Annotated in this window: 23 protein-coding genes and 4 pseudogenes; 4 read left to right on the forward strand and 23 right to left on the reverse strand. The window is 43.4% G+C overall.

From position 1 onward, the window contains the following. From PCH01S_RS31160 to PCH01S_RS31695, 8 genes and pseudogenes are all read right to left on the reverse strand, one after another. A pseudogene (locus tag PCH01S_RS31160) lies at window positions 1-190 on the reverse strand (ArsR/SmtB family transcription factor); the annotation flags it as partial. A gap of 841 nt (window positions 191-1,031) precedes the next feature. Further along, window positions 1,032-1,289, reverse strand: coding sequence for a hypothetical protein (locus PCH01S_RS30130; protein ID WP_129112500.1), 258 nt, complete (start codon window positions 1,287-1,289; stop codon window positions 1,032-1,034). 269 nt (window positions 1,290-1,558) lie between these two features. Continuing rightward, window positions 1,559-1,666 (reverse strand): sporulation protein YjcZ, encoded by a 108-nt coding sequence (locus PCH01S_RS31070; RefSeq protein ID WP_084706492.1) that lies wholly within the window; start codon window positions 1,664-1,666, stop codon window positions 1,559-1,561. A gap of 412 nt (window positions 1,667-2,078) precedes the next feature. After that, the gene (locus tag PCH01S_RS01600) at window positions 2,079-2,492 is read right to left on the reverse strand and encodes a hypothetical protein (RefSeq protein WP_042226165.1); all 414 of its coding nucleotides are present in this window, start codon (window positions 2,490-2,492) and stop codon (window positions 2,079-2,081) included. 182 nt (window positions 2,493-2,674) lie between these two features. Then, window positions 2,675-3,559, reverse strand: a complete 885-nt coding sequence (locus tag PCH01S_RS01605) for a cation diffusion facilitator family transporter (protein WP_241688673.1) — start codon at window positions 3,557-3,559, stop codon at window positions 2,675-2,677. A gap of 548 nt (window positions 3,560-4,107) precedes the next feature. Beyond that, a pseudogene (locus PCH01S_RS31810) lies at window positions 4,108-4,212 on the reverse strand (YmaF family protein); the annotation flags it as partial. 45 nt (window positions 4,213-4,257) lie between these two features. Further along, the gene (locus PCH01S_RS01610) at window positions 4,258-5,082 is read right to left on the reverse strand and encodes a DUF2935 domain-containing protein (protein WP_174446772.1); all 825 of its coding nucleotides are present in this window, start codon (window positions 5,080-5,082) and stop codon (window positions 4,258-4,260) included. Between the two features lie 786 nt (window positions 5,083-5,868). After that, window positions 5,869-6,057 (reverse strand): annotated as a pseudogene (locus tag PCH01S_RS31695) (pentapeptide repeat-containing protein); the annotation flags it as partial. On the opposite strand from PCH01S_RS31695, the gene PCH01S_RS31700 reads away from it, so the two are divergent. Then, the gene (locus PCH01S_RS31700; RefSeq protein ID WP_407670188.1) at window positions 5,971-6,258 is read left to right on the forward strand and encodes a Cys-every-fifth RiPP peptide CefA; all 288 of its coding nucleotides are present in this window, start codon (window positions 5,971-5,973) and stop codon (window positions 6,256-6,258) included. The pseudogene PCH01S_RS31695 and the gene PCH01S_RS31700 sit on opposite strands and share 87 nt — an antisense overlap. 678 nt (window positions 6,259-6,936) lie before the next feature. Here the strand turns inward: PCH01S_RS31700 and PCH01S_RS01620 are convergent. The 9 genes from PCH01S_RS01620 to PCH01S_RS29135 form a co-directional block, all read right to left on the reverse strand. Next, complete coding sequence (locus tag PCH01S_RS01620; protein WP_042226170.1) at window positions 6,937-7,707, reverse strand: ATP-binding cassette domain-containing protein; 771 nt, start codon at window positions 7,705-7,707, stop codon at window positions 6,937-6,939. Further along, window positions 7,704-8,894, reverse strand: coding sequence for a staphylopine family metallophore export MFS transporter CntE (gene cntE, locus PCH01S_RS01625; RefSeq protein ID WP_053228611.1), 1,191 nt, complete (start codon window positions 8,892-8,894; stop codon window positions 7,704-7,706). The genes PCH01S_RS01620 and cntE overlap by 4 nt, the downstream gene beginning before the upstream one ends. After that, window positions 8,863-9,720, reverse strand: coding sequence for an ABC transporter ATP-binding protein (locus PCH01S_RS01630; protein WP_042226172.1), 858 nt, complete (start codon window positions 9,718-9,720; stop codon window positions 8,863-8,865). The genes cntE and PCH01S_RS01630 overlap by 32 nt, the downstream gene beginning before the upstream one ends. Then, window positions 9,717-10,574 carry an ABC transporter permease gene (locus PCH01S_RS01635; RefSeq protein ID WP_042226174.1) on the reverse strand — a complete coding sequence of 286 codons (858 nt, stop codon included), beginning with the start codon at window positions 10,572-10,574 and terminating at the stop codon, window positions 9,717-9,719. Before PCH01S_RS01635 ends, PCH01S_RS01630 begins: the two co-directional genes overlap by 4 nt. A 2-nt stretch (window positions 10,575-10,576) precedes the next feature. After that, a complete protein-coding gene (gene nikB, locus PCH01S_RS01640; protein WP_241688675.1) occupies window positions 10,577-11,527 on the reverse strand; it encodes a nickel ABC transporter permease in 951 nt (316 codons plus the stop codon). Window positions 11,528-11,544: 17 nt separating this feature from the next. Beyond that, a complete protein-coding gene (gene nikA, locus PCH01S_RS01645) occupies window positions 11,545-13,185 on the reverse strand; it encodes a nickel ABC transporter substrate-binding protein (RefSeq protein ID WP_042226177.1) in 1,641 nt (546 codons plus the stop codon). 24 nt (window positions 13,186-13,209) lie between these two features. Next, window positions 13,210-13,620, reverse strand: a complete 411-nt coding sequence (locus PCH01S_RS01650) for an MFS transporter (RefSeq protein ID WP_053228612.1) — start codon at window positions 13,618-13,620, stop codon at window positions 13,210-13,212. Further along, window positions 13,587-13,832: a hypothetical protein gene (locus tag PCH01S_RS30135; RefSeq protein WP_156972775.1), complete on the reverse strand. Its 246-nt coding sequence runs from the start codon at window positions 13,830-13,832 to the stop codon at window positions 13,587-13,589. Before PCH01S_RS30135 ends, PCH01S_RS01650 begins: the two co-directional genes overlap by 34 nt. Window positions 13,833-14,068: 236 nt before the next feature. Then, window positions 14,069-14,284 (reverse strand): hypothetical protein, encoded by a 216-nt coding sequence (locus PCH01S_RS29135; RefSeq protein ID WP_053228613.1) that lies wholly within the window; start codon window positions 14,282-14,284, stop codon window positions 14,069-14,071. A gap of 523 nt (window positions 14,285-14,807) precedes the next feature. Between PCH01S_RS29135 and PCH01S_RS01660 the strand changes: the two genes are divergently transcribed. From PCH01S_RS01660 to PCH01S_RS01670, 3 genes are all read left to right on the forward strand, one after another. Beyond that, a complete protein-coding gene (locus PCH01S_RS01660) occupies window positions 14,808-15,587 on the forward strand; it encodes an AraC family transcriptional regulator (RefSeq protein WP_084706493.1) in 780 nt (259 codons plus the stop codon). A 949-nt stretch (window positions 15,588-16,536) separates the two neighbouring features. Further along, window positions 16,537-17,496 carry an AraC family transcriptional regulator gene (locus tag PCH01S_RS01665; RefSeq protein WP_042226183.1) on the forward strand — a complete coding sequence of 320 codons (960 nt, stop codon included), beginning with the start codon at window positions 16,537-16,539 and terminating at the stop codon, window positions 17,494-17,496. Window positions 17,497-17,725: 229 nt separating this feature from the next. After that, complete coding sequence (locus PCH01S_RS01670) at window positions 17,726-18,616, forward strand: SDR family oxidoreductase (protein ID WP_042226185.1); 891 nt, start codon at window positions 17,726-17,728, stop codon at window positions 18,614-18,616. Between the two features lie 253 nt (window positions 18,617-18,869). Here PCH01S_RS01670 and PCH01S_RS01675 read toward each other — a convergent pair whose 3' ends face one another. The 6 genes and pseudogenes from PCH01S_RS01675 to PCH01S_RS01705 form a co-directional block, all read right to left on the reverse strand. Next, window positions 18,870-19,274: a GNAT family protein gene (locus PCH01S_RS01675; protein WP_042226187.1), complete on the reverse strand. Its 405-nt coding sequence runs from the start codon at window positions 19,272-19,274 to the stop codon at window positions 18,870-18,872. A 28-nt stretch (window positions 19,275-19,302) separates the two neighbouring features. Further along, a pseudogene (locus PCH01S_RS31170) lies at window positions 19,303-19,594 on the reverse strand (cyclic peptide export ABC transporter); the annotation flags it as partial. Further along, window positions 19,531-19,992, reverse strand: a complete 462-nt coding sequence (locus PCH01S_RS01685; RefSeq protein ID WP_042226193.1) for a VOC family protein — start codon at window positions 19,990-19,992, stop codon at window positions 19,531-19,533. The pseudogene PCH01S_RS31170 and the gene PCH01S_RS01685, both read right to left, overlap by 64 nt. Before the next feature lie 278 nt (window positions 19,993-20,270). Continuing rightward, entirely contained in the window at window positions 20,271-21,413 is a 1,143-nt protein-coding gene (locus tag PCH01S_RS01690) for an alpha/beta hydrolase (protein ID WP_042226196.1), read from the reverse strand. A gap of 112 nt (window positions 21,414-21,525) precedes the next feature. Continuing rightward, window positions 21,526-22,185, reverse strand: coding sequence for a TetR/AcrR family transcriptional regulator (locus PCH01S_RS01695; protein ID WP_042226198.1), 660 nt, complete (start codon window positions 22,183-22,185; stop codon window positions 21,526-21,528). Window positions 22,186-23,462: 1,277 nt separating this feature from the next. Next, window positions 23,463-24,176: a GntR family transcriptional regulator gene (locus PCH01S_RS01705; protein WP_042226203.1), complete on the reverse strand. Its 714-nt coding sequence runs from the start codon at window positions 24,174-24,176 to the stop codon at window positions 23,463-23,465. Window positions 24,177-24,274: the final 98 nt, after the last annotated feature.

Genomic DNA, 24,274 nt, shown 5'->3' on the forward strand with positions numbered 1-24,274 from the left:
TCACGTCTCCTTAGATTCATAAATCAATTTTTTTTGATATGTTGGGCAAAAGATGCAGCACAATTGCAGACAGTAGTCCCTTAATTTCTGTTTCATTCAACTCATAGTAGTTCCACTTACCAATACGCTCCATCGTAATCAAATTTACATCTAACAATAATTTTAAGTGATAAGACAGTTTGGATTGAGGTTTTGTAGCATACCGCTTTTCTGCATTGGCCTATAAGCCATATCGATTTTCTTTTCGGTCTTCTTTGAGTTATACTCACGTAATTGCTTGGTTGCTCTTCTTATTTCTTTTTAATCAAATAATAGCGAGTGAGAACAAACAGGACTGCCAACACAGAAAAGAGTGTAATATAGATCAAGCTTCTCACCCGCTTTCAGGTTACTTGATTTCCTTTTTCTGAAACACTAATCCGCCTATAAATCCGAATACTATGAATGTGATCTCCGGTACCAGCAATAATATGATTATTTCCCCGCTACCCAAGTCTAATTTGCTAATGTCCATGAACAGCTTGAACACGGAGTAATTCGAAGTTGTTTTTTCAATGTGAAAGATCAAGTCCGTAGACTTGAAGGATTTCTGCAGGATCCTCTTCATTAGGCCAGTTTCCTTGTTCCCACACGATTACTAAACGCTTCCGCACTATACGAACACCCCATTTTTCGCCGTCACTTATGGTATGTTCACCGCGAATAATCTTAAATTATCCGTTTTAGCGTAATAAGAAAACGTTCGTCGGGAATGGGATCAAGTTCTTGTCATTGGATTTTGACAAGAACTTGATCCCATAAAACACAAAAACCGCGATATACGCGGCTATTAATGAGATAATGTTCTTGTCACCCGACAACAACAAGCATTTGTTTTTTATATTGTTACACATTATATGACGTGTATTCTCGATCATCAAATAAACAAGAATTCAGCGCAGTGTTATAATGGGATCTCTATGCTTAGAGAATGATAAGGGAGCCTCTTGGGCTCCTTTTTAAATTCATGTACTCAATACGGCTGGAAATCATTATGGACATGGAAAACGGAAAATATCTAAGATGATTCCAATTGGAATTCGAATCGTTATAAACACTCTGTCAATCCCACTAAAAATCCGTAAACGAATCGTGTTTCCCCTAATACTTAATAAACATCCTGTAAAAGTATTAAATAGTGTTCGAACAACAACAACTTTACCAACTAACCCCGGGGATATATTTCTAATCCTTCTTTGTGTTTTCAAAGGTACTCTTCTAGTTGTGGTTAAATGATATTCTTTAGACATTCCTCTCTCTCCCTTTTTCATTATTCATTTGCGCTTAGGTATCGCATTTTCCTCTATCTCAAAAGAAGAATGGGGTCCTTCAAAAGAAGAACGGAGATTCCTCAATCGCCAGCAAGTCAAAAAGTACGAGCGGTGTGAATGGGTTGAAGAACGGTGTGAAAGCACTTGTGCTTACCTGTTTGTAGCTTGAATCAAGATAAATTTTCTCATTGTCGAACTTGTAATTTAGTTGATTTTCCTTTTTGATCACTTACTTTCATCATTTTGAACTAGATAAATGTCCGAGAAACGATAACAAGTAAAATGAATAACACAAGAATTGTAGCTGTGCTAGTAAAAATACCACCTTTAACACCTGTACCAACGCCTAATCCCATACTTTCCGCCTCCTTCCGCATTAACTTCTGCATTTTATGAATGTCTGTTATTGCGTGACTGGACAGTTCAGAGAATGTACCCTTGTACAGGGGGAACAAGTCATTCTAAATTTGGTAGTTATCCATATGATATTTTGAATGGTAACCAGCGCTCGCAAATCAGCGGTCTTTCGGATCGGTTGCATTTATAACCGGTTCGGAGATCAAGTTTAATAAGTGATCAACTATTTTGCTGGGTTCAAGATTTAATTGACAGCTGGAGGAACATGGGGCACCCAACGAAACGGAAAAAATCGTTCGCTAAGCAATTTGTTGCATAAAAAAACCGGATCCCTCTAATCTACAAGGGAATCCGGTTTTCGTAAATCGAGGAATGAACTCTTTCAACTATAGTTCCCGTTAGTTCAATATTCTAACAATTCCCGAACGTCCTTCGGCGGCCTATGGCGTCGTCTTGCCGATATTCGCGCCGACGATAACCGCGTCGTACAGATTGACCTCGTTGTCCACCGCATACGTATTGCCGGCCCGCCTGCACCGCAACGTTCTCCTGAACGGTAAAGTAATGCTTCATCCGGCGCTTACCGAAAGGTCCAGCACATAGACGACGAGCGTCCCCGTGCGTTACCGTGACGCCGCCGCCGTCGCCGCTGCCGTATTCTCCGGTGATCCATACGTTTTTCGCCTTTACCAGTTGCCCTTCGTTCGCTTCCCCGACCTGATTGACGGCAAGCTCCACCGGCTGCGGCGTCGGGAAGCTGCTTCCGGACCACGGTTTGACCGTAAAAGGATATTTCAGCTCCAGATCTCCGTTGTAGTCCGTCAATGTGCCAGTAATTTCGATATCCGATCTTAGCGTGAACGTCCTTGGTCGGAGAAATCGTAATCATTTAACCCCTCTTCCTGTTACTGCTTGAATACGCTTCGCTATCGCCATATTCCCGTTTTGTTCCTCAATGGAATGTCTTATTTTTCTGAATAGGTTTTAAACATATCTTTACCTCTTTTTTATAGTGAAAGCGGTTGATTTCCCAGCCGCTCGTGATCCGGTTCAACGTGAATCATTACCTGGGCATGTTCAAATACTGCCTTAATGGCTTGTTCGATTTCGTCGCATAGTTGATGCGCAGAAAGAACATCCATCGTGGATGGAGTAACCAGGTGGAAATCCACATATTCTTCTGGACCAGATCGTCGGGTGCGTAAATCATGAACTTCAATGTATCTTTCTTTGAATAATTCAATAACGCGAAGAATTTCACTCTCCTCTTCTTCTGTCAATCGTGCGTCAAGTAGTGGAGGAAATGATTCTTTCATAAGCTTGTATGCTTCTCTCATGATATAAAGGGCCAAAACGATTCCGATAATAGGGTCCAATATCGTCCATCCAGTAAGGGTAACCAATAATAAACTGACCGCAACACCCAAAGATGAGAAAACATCGGTAAGCAGATGTAGAGCATTAGATTTCATTGCAACAGAATGAAATTCATCCGCCGCCTTTTTTACCTTCCTTGAAACAATAAAATTAATCCCTGCTCCGACAACCATTACGATTATTCCCAGAAAGGGAAGTTCGATGATGGTTGGATTTAATATTTTATGGACACACTCATAAATAATCCAGATTCCGGCTACAAAGATAAGTAAGGTTTCGATCGTTCCTGAAATATTCTCCACTTTGCCATGGCCATATGGATGGTTTTTGTCCGCAGAACGACCAGACAATCGGACCGAGAAGAAGGCAATCAGCGAAGCGACTAAATCCAAGGCAGAGTGGATTGCTTCCGAAATAACGGCTACAGACCCCGTTACTATTCCTACAATAAGTTTTAGCAAAGTGACAAATGTGTTGCTGAATACAGATAAGAAGGCAATCTTTGAACTATTCAAGCAGATCACAACCTTTTTTACTGGTATAAAGCAGACCATAACAGACGAATATCGTGTGGGTCTACAGCAACCTTTTTGCAGTATCACAATCAAGTAGACACTATTTTAAAGTGTTTCCATTCGGCAAATAAATAATCTACCATTGCGGCTGAGCTAGAGGTAAGAGTTCCAAAAACGGCAAAGAAGCTCCCCTATGTACCTACAAAAGAGGAGCTTAACTATTACTATAACGTGGAAGGGACAAGTGAAAAACTTTCTTTTCCAGAGAGTTTGAGTAGATGTTCTCCATCAGCGTGCTGTCCATAACATTGTATATTTCCACCTCTTATTAATTCCAAACAAATAAACATGCCCAAACAGTTGTTTTTTGTTTGGGCTTTTGACCAGTCTGCTTTAAAAGCTTTTTTGTGGTTTGGACTATTTGAGTATGCTTTCATTTGCTCGTACATATGTATTCTGAAAGCATGCGGACGTGGTTATGGCAAATATTTGGCGCTGAAGTTTCGTTCCTTATCAATGGAATCATAGCAATCATTGCGTCGATTATGTTATATAGGAAAGGCATGCGAATGTGGGTGACGGCCGTTAATTGTCGTATACCCCTCAAACAAGTGATAATGTCCGCCACCGGGAATACCAATAGCTTGCCCCGTCCGTGGAAAAACGGGAAATAAGGTTGATGCTGCCACACGTCGAGATTAATCTTCAAACATACTATGGAGCGTGGAGACGGGTCTCCCCGTTAAACTGGTTTCGAACATATCGATAATGTGCAAAAATCGTTCCGCTTCTCGAAACACATGATCAGCCAACAGCGGATGAATGATGCTTTTGACTCGGCATGCGTCTATTAAATCTCGTGCCGTTTTCTTAAAGTCGCGCAGCGCTTTAACGGACACCCGGTTTTGATCAAGGAATTGATCAAGAAGAGGAGTTGTCTGTGATTGCGGCCTCATCGACTCCAAATCTCTTGCTTGAAATAGCAATTGGTCGAAATCATGGCTAAAATTGTTGGCTTGATCAACCAATTTCCGTTCCGATGGATCAAGCAGGTGACTGATAAACTTGGCGTGATCGGCCATTATTCTCAGGAAAAACACGTTTTCATCGATAATGGCGTCCGGCAACGGCTCCAACCTGCCCGTATTGAGCTCTGTCAACCTGTTTCTGAAGTAGTTCGCTTCCCTGCTCACATGATCGACCAACAGTGGGAAATTATTCGCCCCGGGAAGCTGACAGCGCAAGATTAATCCGAGCACTTTTCTTTTAAATACCCAAATATGTGAAGCGGCATTATGGACTTCTTCATTAAACCTTACGATCGTATGCGGATCCGTTTCGACCGTAAATGCGTTAGCCCTGTTTTCAATCGATTCAAATACGGAGTAAAATTGATTCGCCTCGTTGATCAATTGGGTATCTTCGCAGCGGAAGCCAAGTTTAAGAAACAAAGAATGCTCCTTCATAATGCGAGACCAAAATCTTACTTCATCCAAAGAGCGCGCTACAAACTCGTTAGCCATTGTGATGCTCCTTTCGGTGTTTTCGTCACTACATACCATACATACGAATGTGCTTTCGATTTAATGTCTACGGATATGACAAAAAAGCAGCAATAGCTAATAATAGATTTCAAAATTCACAACCGTTGTCAACTTGCCAAATGCGGTTATTGTTCCAACATTTCAAGCTCACCGCACCATTAAGTTACTCCAGCCATACTTAGCTCCATTGAGTGCTTATTTGAGATTCCGGTTTTTTCGAGATGAAATTAACCTTTCCGTCTGAAACATACTGATTTCTTTTTAACCTGATCAACATACCTTAATTTCATTCGAATCTTGGTTTTGTTATGGGTGGATTTCCTATGTCGAAAAAGGGAGAATGTTCTTGTCTCATTATTAAAAAAAGCCGCAATATATGCGACCATGAAACGGTCCGCAATCTTTTTTGGATTCCATCCCTGTAGCTGATAGCATACGAGCCATTTGAAGTGATCTAAGTTTCTCTTTGATCGTTCTTTTACATAACCTCTATCCGCAAGAAATGTTTCTGTCTATGAGGGCTATTTGACGCTTACAAACGAACGGGCGTTTATGGCTTTTCGAAGCCATTTCAAAACCGATGAATTTCGACGAGACCCGCATTCACCGAAGGTTGCTTCGACGACTTATTCAGTACTGCTTATATTTAGCAATACCATTTTATCATTTCAACAATTTTACATTATGGTAAACCTAAACCAAGCCTATTTTAAATCTAACAACGAACGGATTATGACAAAAACCATACTATACATAGTCAAATGACTATATCATGAACGGAGGATAACAATATGGATCGTCAACCCTTTGGAGGTATGCCTTTTGGAGGTATGCCCTTTGGAGGTATGCCCTTTGGAGGTATGCCCTTTGGAGGTATGCCCTTTGGAGGTATGCCCTTTGGAGGTATGCCCTTTGGAGGTATGCCCTTTGGAAGTATGCCCTTTGGAGGTATGCCTTTTGGAGGTATGCCTTTTGGAGGTATGCCTTTTGGAGGTATGCCCTTTGGCAGACAGGAACACCTCACCACATGTACCCCGTACAATAAATGATGCTTTAACTGGCACAGAATGTTACGAATCCAATACCAAAACAAAAGCCAAGGTGCAAATTCCTTGGCTTTTGTTTTGGTCGAGAATACTATCCAAAGCATCTTGAGGCCTTGTTTATTCTATATTTTAGCCAAATAATCTTGAGAGCAGAATAATCTCTGCCAATCGCATGATGAGTCGTCTTCTGCGTCCTCTAATGACGGCACTTAGAATAAGAAAATCCGTACCAACCGATAAGAGAGTACCAGTAAAAATGCTGCCGGTGGTTGTAACCTGCACTTTTTTTCCTTGTAGTAATTTGGCTTGTTTGCGAAAGCTGATTGTGGACTCTTTTTAAGGTTGTCTACTTGGCGGGGGTAACTTCAATAATTTTCCTGACTGTCACTCGCGGATTGACGGACGAATAAGAATGCTGAAAAATGACTTGTAAATCACGATGCCAATTTTTGTTGTGCACGGTTTGAGGTGTACAGGCTTGTTCCTCGGAAGGTCACACTTCAGCCACTGGGTCGAAATTGTCCAAGCACTTCACAAGATACTGATACTCAGACAACCGGTTAGGACATGTAGGATTAGATAATGGGAACAGAAACATGCTCAAATATGCATAACTCTCCCCCAAGAGGGTGTCATCCTACTAGCGTTGGATGCATGGGTAGGTATTCATCCGTCCATATTGACCATTCCTAGCAATTTGGTCTAAAAAAATGCTTGCCCTATAAATATTGATTGATCAAGAGTTGTTTTTAGAATTAATAAGATCAAGTTATCTTTCAATAATAAGTTAAAACGCTGACAGTACCATCCTTTTGGAAACCGGATGCATACAATTAAACAAATGCGCAGTCTCAATGGTCTCTACGATCTTTCCACCGTCAACAAATGCGACATGATCAGAAAGAAAATTTACAGCTAAGACATCATGGGAAATCAATAGATAGGAAAGACCGTATTTCTCCTTCAACTCATTTAGGTGTATAAGGATTTGCTTCTGCACGATCATATCAAGACTGCTCACGGGCTCATCCAGCACAATGAGCTTCGGCTTTAATGCGATTGCGCGGGCTATGTTCACGCGCTGGAGTTGTCCGCCACTCATTTCCTTCGAAGTTTTACGCATATCGTTTGAGGACAATCCAACCGTCTCTAACAATTCACAGACAACGTGTTCTTCCTCTCTCAAAGACATTCGTTCGTAATTGCGCAGAGGCTCCGCAATAATTTGTCGGACTGTCATCCGTGGATTGATTGCCGAATAAGAGTCCTGAAACACTACCTGTAAATCACGCCGCCACTTCTTTTGCTGTGCACGGTTTGAGGTGTATAGGTTTGTTCCTTGGAAGGTCACGCTACCGCTATCCGGCCGCAGTAGTCCAAGTATAATTTTACCGATTGTACTTTTTCCTGCTCCGCTTTCCCCGAGAATGCCCAGACACATCCCCTCTTCAATGACAAACGAAATGCCGGAAATGCCGGAAACGTTGGATGCTTTTGATCGAAACAAGCCGGCAGTGCTATATGTTTTAGTTAGTTGGTCTGCTATCAATAAGCTCATGAACTCACCGCCTTTTGTCCTTTATGCCAAAACGTCAGCACCAAAGTAAACACACCGATGCCAACAGCCGCGACGAACATTCCGCGATAAGTGAATGCATCGGCCAGCCACCCCATGAGGAAAGCTCCGGAAGAAGTACCAAAATCCGCCGCTGCAATAAACCATCCGATGGAATATCCTCGAACCTTCTCCGGTACAACAAACGAAATGTATGTCATGAGGGTCGGATACAGCAAAGATAAGGCCATCCCATTGCATACCGCCGCGATAAGCAGCACAGGAGTAGACAATGATAACGCAAGGAGCGCCGGAGAAAGCGTAAAGCAAATGACTAGGGCCACAAGCAGCCCTTTCGGGAATGAATCCGAGGAAGGAATATATTTTCTTCCGAAGAAGCGAATGAAAATAAGCACACCTGTTTCAGTCAAGAAATATAGCGGTGCCGTACTCAGACCTTGGCTCTCTAAATAAAGAGGCATATAGGTAGGCGCAATGCAGAAGATGATCGAAGCCAACAGCATAACCAGCGAAGGGAAAATAAGAGCCCGCCCTGCTTTTGCTTTCGCCTCGATGCTGACAGGTTCCATTTCCTTCTTTTCCTGCTTACCTGTATTGTTGCTCAACGAGCGAAACAACCGTCCCCCCAGAAATATGTTGCAAAAACCAAGTCCTGCAAACAATAGAAGAAGTTCGGTCATCGATACCTGATTTTTTAGAAATAATACCAGCGCGGGAACAAAGGTATAGGGAAGCATAGAAGCCAAGGATAACAAGGAGAGACCTTGTCCGCGAACTTTATCGGACAGCAAATCCATTACGAGTAAGTGGATTGTCATAGAAAAAAAGGCCAATATCGCCCCCTGCAATGCCCTCATAATGGCAAAAGCCCATAAATTCTCGGCCGTATAACTGATAAGCACAATGACGTTCAATACCAGCGCAATCATAAAAATGTTGCGGGTTCCAAAGCGATCCACTACCGCACCGGCTACCGGACGTAAAAACATGGAAACAAACATGTAAGCTCCCATGATAATACCGATCTCCGAGCGTCCCGCACCAAGAGATTGCGATAAAAACGGCAAAGCAATAATGAGCATATGATTGGTGGCATAAAATACAAAAGCTACGATATAGAGCCAAATGGCACTTTGGTTAAACGGATTTTCTTTGATGGCCGGTTTCACTTGGTTTCGACTCCTGTTCTATCCTGCTATCCGCGGTTAATCTGGCATCGAGTAACATTTTCGTGTATTCATTTTGTGGAGAGGACAAAATCTGTTCCGTGTCCGACATTTCCACAACTCGTCCCTCCTTCATCACGATCACCTCATCAGCAAGTTTTCTGATAAACCCCAGATCATGGGATACGAGCAAAATCGCAGTATGCCCCTCTTCCTTGATCTTTTGAAACGTCTTCATCACCATGTACCGATTAACACTGTCCAGCGCCGTAGTTGGTTCATCGGCAATCAATAATGATGGTTTCATCGAAATGGATAATGCAATCATGATCCGCTGCAACATTCCTCCACTAAGTTCAAATGGATATTGATTGATTATTTTCTCCGCATCGTTCAATCCCATTTGTCTGATAGCATCCATTGCTTTTTGTTCTGCCTGTGTCCGTGAAAGTGCCTGATGGGCCCGCAGTGTCTCCGTGAATTGTTTTCCTATCGTTAAGGTTGGATTAAAAGCGGTCATCGGATTTTGCAGTATCAATGCCAGTTCTTTGCCACGGAGATGGCGCATCTGTTGCTGTGCCAAACCTACGAGTTCTTTACCCCGCAGTTTAATGCTGCCATTCGTTATTTGTGCAGGAGCAGGCAGCAGGCCAAGAATAGCCATGCAAGTCGTCGACTTGCCACAACCGCTTTCCCCTACAATGCCTAAGACCTTACCTGCTTCGATTTGAAACGAACTGTCTTGCACTGCGTGATGAACCAATCCACGATTCGTTTGCATGCTCACATGTAAGCTGTTCACTTCAAGGACTATACTCCGGCTGCTCATCTTGCACCCCCTTTACGAAAAGACCTAACCAAGCCTTTCTTGTCGTTGAACGCTTCTCCAAGCAGATTCAACAGCGCAACCATACAAAATATGATGAAACCAGGAGCGATCATAAGTCTCGGATGGGTTCCTATAAATGATTTGCCTTCGTTAATCATCGCCCCCCACTCAGGCGTTGGTGATTGTACACCTAGTCCGATAAATGACAACGCAGATATGTCCATAATGACCCAACCGATTTCTAAAGTTACAACCGTCAAGAGAGGCGGAAGCAAATTAGGAATGATGTGCCGAACGATCATGCGCCATGGAGAGGTACCGCTTACCCTTGCTGCGACGATAAACGTTTGTTTTTTGAGGTTAAATACTAACCCGCGAATAAACCGTGCATAGTAGACAGACTGGACAACAATCAGCGCAATCGCCATCTGCTTCCAGCCCGCCCCCCAGATAGCAATTAAACTGATCGCAAGGATGAGTGCCGGAATGGCAAGAATTGCGTCACAGCAACGCATGATCAAACTATCCAATTTCCCTCCAGCATATCCTGCCAATGAGCCAATAACTAATCCGATCAGCAAACAAAAGGATACAATTAACAATGCTAAGCTTAAAGATACCCGTGTTCCATACAGTAATCGTGAAAGCACACAACGTCCCATGTGGTCTGTTCCTAAAGGGTATTCGGCAGAAGGACCCTTGAGTTTATTAGCCAAATCCACAAAGTTGGGGTCGTGCGGAGCAAGTAAAGGAGCAAACAAGCCAGCAAGTACGATGACAGATAAAAAGAACAAACATATAAACAAGATACGTTGTCGACTTGTAGCCCATATAAGATTTCGAATGTTAACCATGTTCACTCCCCCTTCCTCGGCATTTGGGCAATACGTGGATCCAAATAGGCTTGAACCACATCAGCGGCCAAATTCCCTATGACAAATACGACAGCCATGATCAACACATAGCTCTGGATGACCGGATAATCCCGATGATAGACCGAATCGAGAAAAAAACCACCCATACCCGGCATGGCAAAGATTTGTTCGACAATGACCGTCCCTGCGAACAATTTCCCCAAATTCATCCCTGCGGCAATTACGACCGGCCGAATCGCGTAACGGAGCATATGTCGTGCTACTAGGACGAATGAACCCAGACCTCTCGCTTTTGCATACATTATAAATGGTTGTTCCTGAGCTTCAAGCAACCCTGTTCGCAGCAACCGTGAATACGTTGCAATCAGCGCGAACGCTAGTGTACAAGAAGGAAGCACATAATGCTGCCAAGTATCTGCACCTTGCAGCGGAAACCAATCCATCTTGACCGACAAAAAGTAAATGAGCAGATAAGCAAGCCAAAATTGGGGCAACGATGCTCCAAGGAAAGCCAATAATCGGCATATATGGTCGATCAAGCGATTTTTGTGCAGTGCGGACGCAATGCCAAGTGGAATACTGACAAGAATTGCAATAGCCAAACTCGATATAGCGAGAATTATCGTAATAGGCAGACGGGCAGCTAGTTCACGGGTAACGGGAAGCTTGCTAAAAAAAGAAGTCCCAAAATCAAGGCTGCCTAACTGCCATAGCCAATGTCCAAATTGCGACCAGAACGGACGATTAAGCCCCAGTTGAGTTCGTACAGCGTTTAAAGTGTCCTCTGTCGGAGTGATGCCTGAAGCGGATAAATACGCTTTGGCCGGGTCTACAGGCGACAGATGTAAAAGTAAAAAGGAAACAAACGTGGCCCCCAGTAAAACGGGGACCATCGCTGCGAATCTTTTTAATAGAAAAAGGGTCATTTGCATGATCAAAACACCTTATCTTATTTTTGAATGTCAATCGTATCAAATGGTGTTTCATCGCGGTGAGCCGGGAATTTCAAGTCCTTCACGTAATTCGGATACACGGCGATATTGGTCAAATAGGAAATCGGCAAGTAGACGGCCTGGTCATGCAGCGTTGTAAAGATAGAGGTGTAGATTTTTTGCCGCTCTTTCTCATCTGTTGTGAGCAGTACATCTTTCATTTGTTGATGAAGTTCATCTTTCATTGACAGACCCTGTTGTGATTCAAAAATACCATAACCCGGTTGGTAGTTAGTTGATACGAAATTATGCGGGTCGTAAGGTGCTCCGTATGTCCCCCAGAAGAGCAGGTCAAAGTCTGCGCTTTCCATCCGTTTATTGCGCAATTCTCTTTCCAAGCCCGTTGTTTTTAAGGAGATCCCGACTTGTTTCAGATCGGATTGAATGGCAGCTGCCATTGGTTTCTCAATTTGGTCCGGTCCCATGTAAACCAGCTCAATTTCCAGTGGTTTCCCGTCCTTTTCACGTATCGTCTTTCCAGCAGGAAGTTTCCACCCCGCTTGATCTAGCAACTGCTTCGCTGTCTCTACGTTAAAGTCGTACGGCTTCAGCCCAACATTCGCATAAGGGAAATTACTAGAAATCACCGTATCGGCAACTTTCTCAACGCCGTTAGTGACTCCATCAACCAATGCTTTTTTATTCACTGCATGCTGCAATGCCAGACGTACATTTAAGTCTGCAAACGGTCCTTTTGCCGTATTGACAATCAACGTACGAGTTGCGACAGGATTGGATATCGAGGTTTTAAATTTACCGGAATCTCGCAAACTGACGAACGAGTCCAAACTGATGACACCCTCACCCCAAATGAGATCGATATTTCCTTTTTGCAGTGCCAGGACTCGGGCTTCGCCATCTGGAATGACCTTTACCACGAGCTTGTTGATTTTCGGTTTCGTTCCCCAGTAATTTTCATTGCGGGTAAACACAGCCTCTTCATCCTTCTTATATTCCGTCAGCACCCATGGACCTGTCGTGATTGGCTTCTTAATGCCTTTTGCCGTATTTCCGTCATCCGGGAATCCAGCAGCGCCAAGAAACCGAAGCGGCCTTACGACAGCAAACTCCTGTAATGCAGGATAATAGCGGTTTTTCAAGATAACCTTAAACGTGTTTGCATCTACCACTTCGGTCTTTTCGATCTCGCTGATTAATCCGAGCCAACTGTGCATATCACGGTTCGCCAAGATTGTGTCAAAATTCTTTTGAACAACGTTGGCATCAAAATCCGATCCATCCGAAAATTTCACGTTTTTATGCAAATGAAACGTATAAGTTTTACCGTCCTCCGAAATATCCCACGACTCGGCCAATTTGGGTACCAGTTTCCCGCCTTCTCCATAGTCGATCAAAGGCTCATAGTACATACCTTGGGCAAAAAATTCATTCGGCGTATATTCATGCGGGTTTAACGGACCGATGTCTTTAGGCCATGAGATGGTCAACGTTTTGTCCGTTGTCGTCGAAGCTGGAGCTTTTGCACTGGAGGAAGGCTCGGATTTTGTATTATTTGTTGGTGTGCAACCAGCAAGTATAATAGAGAATATTAGTACGATGAAGATTGCCGTATGTAGCTTTTTATAAGGGTAAACCATCCTTCATTCATCTCTCCTTCAATTTCAGTCAATAATCGTTGCATTTTCTTTGTTTTCCTTTAGAAACATCGGCCTCACAACAAACCAGAAGTAACCACACGCTATCAGTATGACAGCCCCCGTTATCAGGAAAGGCATTTGATAATCCCTGTTAACCAACATAAAACCGGCGAAGTAAGACGCGATCGCTGCCCCGATGCTTCGGAAAACAGAACGCATACCCGCAAATTGGTTTCTTTGCGAATCTTCAACCATGGACATAGAGTGACTTTCCACCAAATTATTTAATATGGTAAAAAATCCCCCGCGTAACAAGAATACGACTATAAAAAGGTTTGCGGGTAATGCAGCGAATAACAGCCCTGCCAGAATATTTAAGAATGGAAGCGTAAGTGACGTCATCATTCCGGATAAAAAAATATCGACAATATCCATACTGATTTACTTGGTAAAAAACTCATAGAGAGCCATGTATTTTTTCCTTTCATTGAAGATGAAGCAGTTGCTTCCCCTACATCTGAAATAAGATCTGTTTGACTCATCTTTTCTGTCGGCAGTCGCCTTCCACGCACGAGAGCAAGCATGGCCATAATGATTGCGGCAAACCACAGCTGAAGTTGATAATTTGTGCTGTCTGGTGTGTTCATTGAAAACCGTGTTAAAGCGCCTCCTAGAAAACAGCAACCAGCAGACTGTATGCGTTTGTTTCTTCGGTTTTGGAGCGGCAATAATAAAATAATAATTGGGTTTCATTTGTAATGATCAAGGTAAATCCGATGGATTGCATAACTTGTGCTACGTAGAACAATTCTATGTGGGTACTTGCGGCAAATAATACATAACTCGCGGACATGATGGATATCCCCGCAACCAATACCTTTTTTCACCCCATCTTGCCAGCAAGCCATCCCCCTGGAACCGCGACCGCACCTGCCAAAAGCGTACTCACCGAATTCATGCGGCCAATCTGCGTTTCACTTACTCCTGCAGCAAGCAGGTGTAAATTCAGCACGAGACTGAATATACCTACTGCGATACCAAACAACGCTTCACTGAGCACGAATATTCGCACCCCCACCGGATATTTCCTTTTAGACATTTAATATACCCCTTCAGAGCTCCATATCTGGTAGATAAACTCTGTTTGGTTAAACAGCACCGCCTTCAATGATAATGATTATCATAATCACTAAACATCTTAATACATCTTTCGCTTCGTGACAATAAGTATTTTTAGAAAGACCGAATTTTATTTAACATCAACAAAAATCGATTAGTGGGTGTCATAGGTTCATTAATGGAAGGTCATTTCTTTGCTGTTCATGCGATAGTTATTTGTTCATGTAGTATTCAGTAATCAAATAACTACTAAAATTAGTCCATCTTCTTAATATAGGAAAATATCTACTTGATATCGAACTTAGTTCAAAAGTACGCAAGGAGCACCGGTTATACAAAGTTGAAGAAGCCCGCATGTTAGTCTGAAGTGCACCCCTTAGAATGGACATTGAAAAAACCTCCTGGGTAAAATTCGATGAAATTCTAGGAGGTGAAATTACTATGCCAGAGCGAAGAGGACAAAAGTTCAAACACTATATGGAGGAACTAAAAAAAGAAGAGAATTGCTTCTGTCCACGAGCGATACGCTTCGGGAAATTGCTCATAGAGTAGGCTTCAAGGATGAATATTACTTCGCTCGACGATTTCGAAGTACAATGGGTGTAACACCCAAGCAATATGCTCGAAGTCAAAGCAGAGGAACCGAACAAAAGAACTCGAGCGCAACCGAGCAATACTCACGAGTTATCGCCATCGGATATGCCCTTGGGGACTTACTTTCACTCGGGATTAAACCCGTCGGTGCTGATATGACCATTATCGGCAAGAAAGTCGTCTTTCGTGATCTACTCAGGGGTATTGCCGATATAGGATTGCTGGGAGAGCCTGGGAAGATCAAAGCGCTTGAGCCCGATCTAATTATTTGCAACAGCTTCTGCATGGATTGGCCGGAACAGTTGTCCAATATCGCGCCAACCATCAACATTGACCGTTTTATTCCTACGTATAAGCGGATACTTGAAGTAGCAGAGTTGTTCGGCAAAGAAACCCAAGCCCGCTCGTGGGTACGTAATCACACTCATAAATTGGAAGAAGTTTGGTCAAAGCTATCCGATCAAATTGGTAAGGATGAGACTGCCTCGATCTTTGTCTGGATGGAGGGTACATTATATGCAATGGGAATGAAGGGAATCGGTCTAACCCTTTATCATCCGATGGCATTCAAACCGTCGGCGATATATTGTTCAGCGTTAATCAATAAATTTACAAGCTCAATTTCGGAATTCAATAAATACCTTAGTTATTTCGGTATGCGGTTAAGGAGCAAGAATGCATCGATATAAACGACATGATTACCGAGATCTTAAAAAGTGAAAGTTGAGCTGTTCAAATATGAAACCGCAATCTAATGAGAAAGATTATCAATTACGGCAAACGATATATGTTCTTGTCCCAATACGGCAAACGATATAAGTTCTTGTCACTGACTTGTGACAAGAACTTATATCGTTAAAATAAAAAAAGCCGCTGCTACGCGACTTTTAAGCATATATGTTCTTGTCATCCGACATGTTCATACATTTCGGACACGATCTGCTATGTATTTGAGCCTAACATAATCTGTCGGATGACAAGAAAATATATCGTTTGCCGTATGCGCATGCGCCGCTGTTTTCTCATTCTGTTCATGCTGTCTTTAAAAATAAAAAATGCAATGCCTTTAACGACATCGCATCGCACTTTTTAGATCTCGATGGCATCCGTTATTAACCCAGTCTCGACCTGTGAAATTTCCGTATTTAATTCTTTTCGGTTGATTTTATCGATCTTATCAATTGAAAGTTCATCAGTACTCTCTTCTGGTGGTCACAGTTAAAGTTGCTTTTTTAACAATTCATTGAGAATTATCTTCAATTACGGTTAACGATATAAGTTCTTGTCCTAATACGGCAAACGATATAAGTTCTTGTCACTGACTTGTGACAAGAACTTATATCGTTAAAATAAAAAAAGCCGCTGCTACGCGACTTTTAAGCGTATATGTTCTTGTCATCCGACATCACACACTCCTTTCTTTCTACTGTCTCTTTTTTTCGCCGCCCTCCCACTATTGAATTGGTGAACTTAAACGTTTTGCATAAGTAAAAAATGAACTTAAAGTGATTGCATAATGCCGTTTAGAGCGAACAAAATCTCCTTCATAACGGGACCACGATGCCTGTTTGACACATGCGGCAATAGTTTGATACTATCAGCACCATTACAGCCGAATAAGGAGTTGTTGGTGAAAGAATGCGCATCGTAACCGATTCACCGCTGCAAGTGTCAAATCAGAGCAAAGGGCTCTTAGATGAGGAAAGATCCCGGCTGGCCCGAATGATTTTGGCCCTTGCCCCTTATGACGGCGCTTTTAAACAGCGCATTCCCGGATTGCTGATCAGCCGCTTTTCTCGGATCGATTCCGACACGGTAAATGATTTCAATTCCCCTTCCCTATTATTTGCAGTGCAAGGGGCAAAGGTCATTACGGTTGGTCAGCAAGTATACACCTTGGACAAATTAGAGATGCTCCTATTTCCCGTTGCCTTGCCAGTCACCATGCAGACTACAAATGCCACTCCTTCCGAGCCGTTTCTTGGTATCAGGCTGGATCTCGACTCGAGAAGAATTTCCGAGCTTGTCCTCAAAGTATATGCTCACGGGCTGCCCCCCCTTGGTCAGCGGAGTGCTGGGTACGCCGCGAACACCGGCTTAAGCATAATGAAGGCGGTGAGCAGACTTCTGGATTGCTTATCCGATCCTGGGGATACGGAATGGATTGCTCCGCTTGTGATGGATGAAATCTTGATACGCATCCTGCGAAGTCCCTTTGGCAAACAGGTCGCTGAAATGGGTTTCGTTGATTCCGGCGTGCAGCGAGTCGCCAAAGCGATTGCCTGGCTTCGATCCAACTTTTCCCAGCAGATGAAGGTCACAGACTTAGCCGATTTGATGCATATGAGTGTTTCCTCGTTTAACGAGCATTTTAAATCCGTCACTTCCATGAGCCCACTGCAATACCAAAAAGCGCTCCGGCTGCATGAAGCAAGGCGTCTTATGTTTTCCGATTCAAGGAATGCCAGCACGGCATCCAGACAGGTTGGATATATAAGCATTTCTCAATTCAGCCGTGATTACAGCCGTTTTTTTGGAATTTCGCCAAGCAGAGATATCGCCAGATGGCGGCAGCAAGAACAAGTTCCTCACGACTGAAGCACCAAATGGGATTGAACATTTCATAGGCGATGTGGATTCGCTTTGGACTTCTCTTCTACCCGCAGCCACAAGGCGTGCGGGTGTTATTCTTCCTGCGGTGAACCGGGACTATCCCATTTTCCAACGGATCAGGCAAAAAGCGGCGCGGAATAGGCAAACCTCCCAGGTGAGACTGAACTACAATAAACGTATAGCGTTGCTACTTACATTGTGGGAGGAATAGATTATGCGTGTTTTTGTTACAGGGGCAACTGGTTTTATTGGTTCGGCCATAGTGCGGGAACTGATCGGAGCGGGACATGAAGTGGTCGGTCTTGCCCGCTCGGAAGCGGCGGCGGCGGCACTCACCGGAGTTGGAGTGTCGGTGCATCGTGGATCTCTAGATGACCTCGACAGTCTGCGCAGCGGGGCGGCGGCAGCGGATGGGGTGATCCATGCCGCGTTTGTTCATGACTTTAGGGATTACGCCGAGGCCAACCGTCAAGATAGCCAGGTGGTTAAAGCGCTCGGGGAGGCATTAGCCGGTTCTGACCGACCCTTAGTAGTCACTTCCGTAACTGCGCTCTTAACACCTGGACGCCTGGGTACGGAGATGGATACAGCCGATCCCCATTCAGTTGCACGCGTCGCATCGGAAGAAACTGCATTGGCCATGGCTTCACAAGGCGTTCGCGCATCCGTGGTTCGTCTTCCGACATCCGTCCACGGTGACGGCGACAAGGGATTGGTCCCAACTTTGATCGATGTTGCAAGAAGAACGGGTGTCTCCGCCTATGTAGGCGATGGAACGAACCGTTGGCCCGCTGTGCACCGGCTCGATGCAGCCAAACTTTATCGACTGGCGCTCGAATCTGCATCTGCCGGCACCCGATTGCATGCGATTGGCGATGAAGGGGTAGCGCTTCGCGATATTGCCGCCTTAATCGGCCGCCGCCTCAATGTGCCTGTAGTCAGCAAATCTCCAGAGGAGGCGGTTGATCACTTTAATTGGCTGAAGCACTTTGTGATGATGGACAATCCTGCCTCCAGCGCTTTGACCCAAGAACGCTTCGAATGGCGTCCCGGTCAGCTAACACTTCTTTCAGATATTGACCGGCAAGCGTATTTCGGAAATTAGGGTTATTGTATATAACGGCTGGAACGCAGGATTCAAAACAACGATCACATCCGGCGGCACTCCTCGATCGGATCGAGGACTACTTTCTTCAACTAAGGGATGAACAGGACTTTCGCTTGGACGGATGCGGCTACATCGTCGTTCTCGAAGCGGGAGATAACGTCTGCGACCCCACAATTACGGGAAACAATATATGTTCTTGTCCCAATACGGCAAACGATATAAGTTCTTGTCACTGACGTGTGACAAGAACTTATATCGCCTCTACAGCTTGATGGTCATCCCATTTATAAATGAGTTGGATTGATTGCTTTACATTCCGGCAATGATATGATTGTTTAATTACATCGTCCCATCCCTGATGCATACCTGCCACTTCAACCCCATTGACATCTCTTTGTAGCCGTTCATTCAATTCATGGTCAATAAAATGATTAAGATCTTCCAAAAACGATATGTTATTCTCACATCCGATAAGAAAAAAACCTTTGAGTCCTTCCGCCCACACGAAAGCCGATGTCGGATTTACTGGATCATCGGCCACAATCCATCCGCTGTTCACTAAATTGACGACAGCATAAATCTCAGGAAATTGAAATCCACTCAGGAGTATAGGCTTCAAGCGATGATATTCACTCTTTTTGAGTTCGTAAATCATTTACGGCTCACCCCATTCTAATTGTTTACTACCTCGTTTCCATGTTCACAACTTGGCCCAAATCCATTTTGATTATTTTGTCCGCAATGTGAAAATAGCGATCATCATGCGAAATTGCAATTACGCATTTTCCCTGCGCTTTTAACTCTGGAAGTATATTGTAGTAGAAGTACTCACGATATTCGGGATCTTGGTCTGCTGGCCCATTCATCAAATAGACAAAAAGGTCGATCTTCAAGATAACTTATAAGCAAAGCTAGACGCTTCCTTTGTCCCGTTGATAATTCGGTTGTGCTGAATCGGTTATCTGTGCCGCATCTATGTTCATGTAGTTAATGGCCCACAGATGGCCGTCTAAGTCCACGAAACCCCAATGATACATGAACCCATGATCTTCAGGTTCAGCGTGCAATTTCGCGTCCAAGGAGACCGCGGTATTCACGATTTCATCGACCTTTTCCCGGCTCTCGAAGGCCAATGCGATTGTCATTTGCGCATACTTGCTCGTATCGACGGTTTCCTTCTCCGTGAGCGTATTAAAGAATGCTTGATTGATCAGCATGACCTGCAGGTTGTCGCCGATCACGATGGCTACCGAATTCTCGTTCTCGGGGAATTGCGGGTTGAGCTCGAATCCGATTCCGGTGAAGAACGCTTTCGATTGTTCTACGTTTTTTACAGGCAGGTTGAAGCTCGTGAATGCGGACGTTAATGCCATTTTCAAAACACCTCTTCGTCAAATTAGTTTGTGTTCATTTATGCCTTCGTTTATATAAACGACATCCGATCTTGGAATTCATCGGTCTCATGGTTTCGGAAGCGTAAATGTTGAAAAATAACTTGTATTGAGTGTGTTTTTCAACGGTGAAAACACCATTTATCTCAAATAGAAAACATTGCCCGAACTATGAAAGAGCCGATAACCGCGTAATAGGGTTATCGGCTCTGCGTCTGTACGGTTAGCTCTTTGACAAGCGTTTATCAGCACACTCTCGGTTATGTCACTTGTTGCTGGTACTTCTTGATCAAGTCCACGCCGTCGTATGCCAGACTTTCCACACTTGCCGCCTTCTGCAGGATGTAATGATCAAAAAAGTTCTTCGTATAGTCTGTAACAAGATTTCGCATCTCCATAGCATCCCGTTCGCCTCTGATTTCCTCATTAACACTGGTAAACACGATGTCGCAGTAATCTAAATGCGCAACACGATCAACAGAGAAATAATAGGTTTCCATGCTATTGTTAGCACCAATTATCGCATTCATGTTATAGTTAGGTTCACAAAACAGTAGCAAGAAGGGTTTCTTAAGGTCGCTGCCCTGAAGGCCGAACGCACCGCTATCCAAGCCAATCCCGCAGGCGAACCGGTCGTCGTCCCGGCAAACAATCGCCGTCGTAAGCCCTCCATAAGAATGTCCGACTATGCCCATGCCGATGTCAAGCAATAATCTGCCCTTAAAGTTGGAATTCAGCTCTCCAGAGTCCAGTTTGTAAAGATAATCGGCTACATACCTTACGTCTTCTGCCTGTAATTCACTATACTCTGTTAACTTGGAAACTATCGGCAGTGTAAGCACGTTATGGCACATCTCAATGGCAGTTTCATCGTCAGGCCGCATCTCCATCTTACCAGCCAACACCAGCATCTCCGGATCTTCAGAAAACGCCATAATGACATCCGAAAAATCCTTGGATACATTAAACAGGCGCCCATCTTTACGCTTATACATCGTGCTATTCTGATGGCCGATGCTTACCACAACATATCCCATGCTTGCCAAGTCTGTACAGATCACTGTACCCCATTCTGGAGAACCGCCCCCGCCGCAAACATAGAATAACACCGGGTAGCGCTTTTCCTTCCCGGAGAGAGCAAGGTCGTCGTAACACTGGGTTTTGATATCTATAGAGAAAGCATCCTTCAACGGAGTGACAAGTGGCTGTTCATTAAACATCTCGTAGACTTCAGGAAACATGTACGTTGATGTAGTTTTACCTTCGCTACTGTCGGACGGATAGTACACAAACGCCGTCAGTTCTCTTTTGGAATGATCTGATGCCGTGTACTCCAAATCCATCTGGGTTCGACCGACAGTATAGCTGCCAATTGGTTCTGGAAATGCATCATAATTTTTCATTTTCTTGTTCCTCCTTAATTAATAAAAGTGACGAATGTGAAATACATACGTTGCGTTATAAGCGCTTTTCAAAACAGTGAAACGATTACATCCTGTCTTCAGTGAATCATATCTACTCCTTGGCTTTCTTGAGATCGCTAACCATTTCAGAATATTTATGATCTTCAAGCAGCCCATGACCCATAAAGTCAGCAAAGTATTTGCTAATCTTATGTTGCAGCTTAGAGTCCTTAATATCGAATTCCCTAAAAAACATGACTAAATTAAACTGCATTGACTCAAACATAAAAGAAATCAGGTCGTCGTCAATATCAGGTCGGAGATATCCATCAACTCTCATTCGGCGTAAAATGCCCTTGATTAAAGGGGAGGACTCGCCCTTTAGCACATTCAGATATACTTTAAGCAAAATGTTCTCAGGAATGTATAAAAATGTTTTAGTGAGTTTGATTTCCAACTCATTCAGTGGCTCGGTCACAATGCCATTAACGTTACCAAATAAGCCATTAAGGAAAAACTGGAAAAGGGAATCTTCATTACTGCTATTAAAATACGCAGCTCTTTTCTGGGTCACATTACGTATTAAGAGACAATAAAGGTCATCTTTGTCTTCAAAATACCGATAAAATGTTCCGGGGTGCATGGACAAACAATCCAAAACCATTTTCATAGTTATATCCTCGTAAAGATTATCAACAAAAAGATGCATAGCGCTATTAGATATTTCCTCGCGCCTTGCTTCATCCAAACGAAAGAACGAATTTTTTGGCATAGGCTACTCCTTCATGTGAAGTGTGAACTGATTCACACTATAACGATAATTTATTCACATGTCAAGTAGTATTGAAATATTAATATCATTATAAAAAATTAAAACCTTTATAAACCACGTAAAAGACGCAAAAAGCTGCCGATTCAATTGGCAGCCTTTCATGAGAATTGATTGTTGAACATCTGTTTGGGTTATTAAGATACATTTAAGTGTTGGTTTAAAGCCTGCGTAATAAGGTTACCAAACCTTTGAATATCAGATACGTAATCGAACTCATTCTTTCCGCCAAAAGTCCATAGACTATTCGTCATTCGTACAACCACCGCATTGTGTTCAGGGATTACAGTACATGAACAACCAGATGCCCCCAGGGTTTGGTATGTTCCTTCAGGAAGATCTGGTCCAATTTGTTGCCCTTATATTGCTCCCTTATTCAGATGCAAGTTCCCCAGCTTTGGAACGTAATCAAACGGCCAAAGAATGCAAAAAGGACTGTCAAAAATGACAGTCCTTTTTTTCTTTTTGATCCAGTCAATGTCCAGTCAAATCAGGAGTTCGGTAGCAAATGTTCTTGAGAGCATAAGCGGAAAAACTGGCTTTTCTAACTGGAAAACGCGAAGAATCCCTTTCAGGACACTTCGCGTTTTTCCAAGCGTTATTTTGGGGTTTCCAGCATTCGGAGTAAAAGAGCTGCCGCTTCCGCTCTCATCGCTGTTTCGTCCGGCACAAACTTATTACCCTCGCGACCGCTGGCGATGCCTAGTGCACGAATCGCTTAGCATATATGTTCTTGTCATCCGACAGTTGACCCGTGATATCCGGCCGTATGCGCCGCTGACTTTTTCATTCTGTTCTTTAGAAATAAAAAATGCAATGCCTTTAACGACATCGCACTTTTTAAAAATTCAATTTGGCTACAAATCGGTCAACATTTTTCATAAACTGCTTGTTTTCTGACGTTGGTTTATCAAATACATCCATCGCTACTTTGAGCGGAATAAAAGATTGCATACAATTGATCTTTTTCTTTTGTTTTAATGCACGGTTAGGACAATTCATATTCGGTATAGCCTCATTAACTTGGATCCTATATGCTTCAAGTACGGATAAACGATCATTTTTAATGATATATTTAAACGAGAATTTTGATAGACTCGCCTGCTTCAACTTATTTAGCGCATCTCATTTTGGTACGGATTCATTCTGGGCACCATTTTGTGCTAATTGGAGCCATAACCTAAAATAATGTACTGTACGTTGCGATTTATTACTATTGGCTAAACATTATAATTTACAATATAACTGTGCATTCCCGTATTGTAGAAGCCCTCGCTGTATTCGATCACCTCGTCCGTTTCGTCATAGGAATAACGCAATCTTTTCAATAAAGGGGTTTTCTCTTGCACGCGTAATTTCTCCTCTACAAGAGGAGAGGCAAATGCTACCGCAAAATGATCCCGATATTTCGCCAACGTGATTTCTTGCTCCTCAAGCCACTCGTACAGAGACTGAGCATTCAGTTCCCATTGATCGATTTCACCTATACGCATGGTCAAATAATGTGTGTAATGCGTATAGGGCACATTATTAAGGCTGTACAGACGTTCTATGCGGACGCACTGTGCTCCAAATAGCTGATGCGGTTCCGTACCCTCTTCCGTCATGATCACTTCGACTTGCAACAATTGCTTTTGAACCTGATTGCCTTCTTCGACCAATAGCTCTGTAAACCGTTTCCATGTAGACAGCTTGGAAGTAGCCGTATTGCGTATAACCTTCGTCCTTTTGCCACTGCCCTTTTCCAGATAGCCTTCTTGGCACAGTTCTTTGATGGCGTTGCGAATTGTAATCTTGCTGACCTCGAACTCCTTCTCCAATTGGGGCTCTGAAGGGATATTCGCCTTAATAGGATACACGCCGTGCAGTATTCTATCCTTTAAAATATTTTTGATTTGCAAATACAAGGGCCTATGATTCCGGGATAAGTTCACTTCTGCATCCACTACCTTTCAAGAATCGTTCCGACTCGCCATACACGGTCTCTCTCGATATGCATCTCCAGTCCCATTACGCGAGCGTTCTTGAAACA

This window comes from Paenibacillus chitinolyticus NBRC 15660, from assembly GCF_000739915.1.
Lineage (GTDB): Bacteria > Bacillota > Bacilli > Paenibacillales > NBRC-103111 > Paenibacillus_F > Paenibacillus_F chitinolyticus.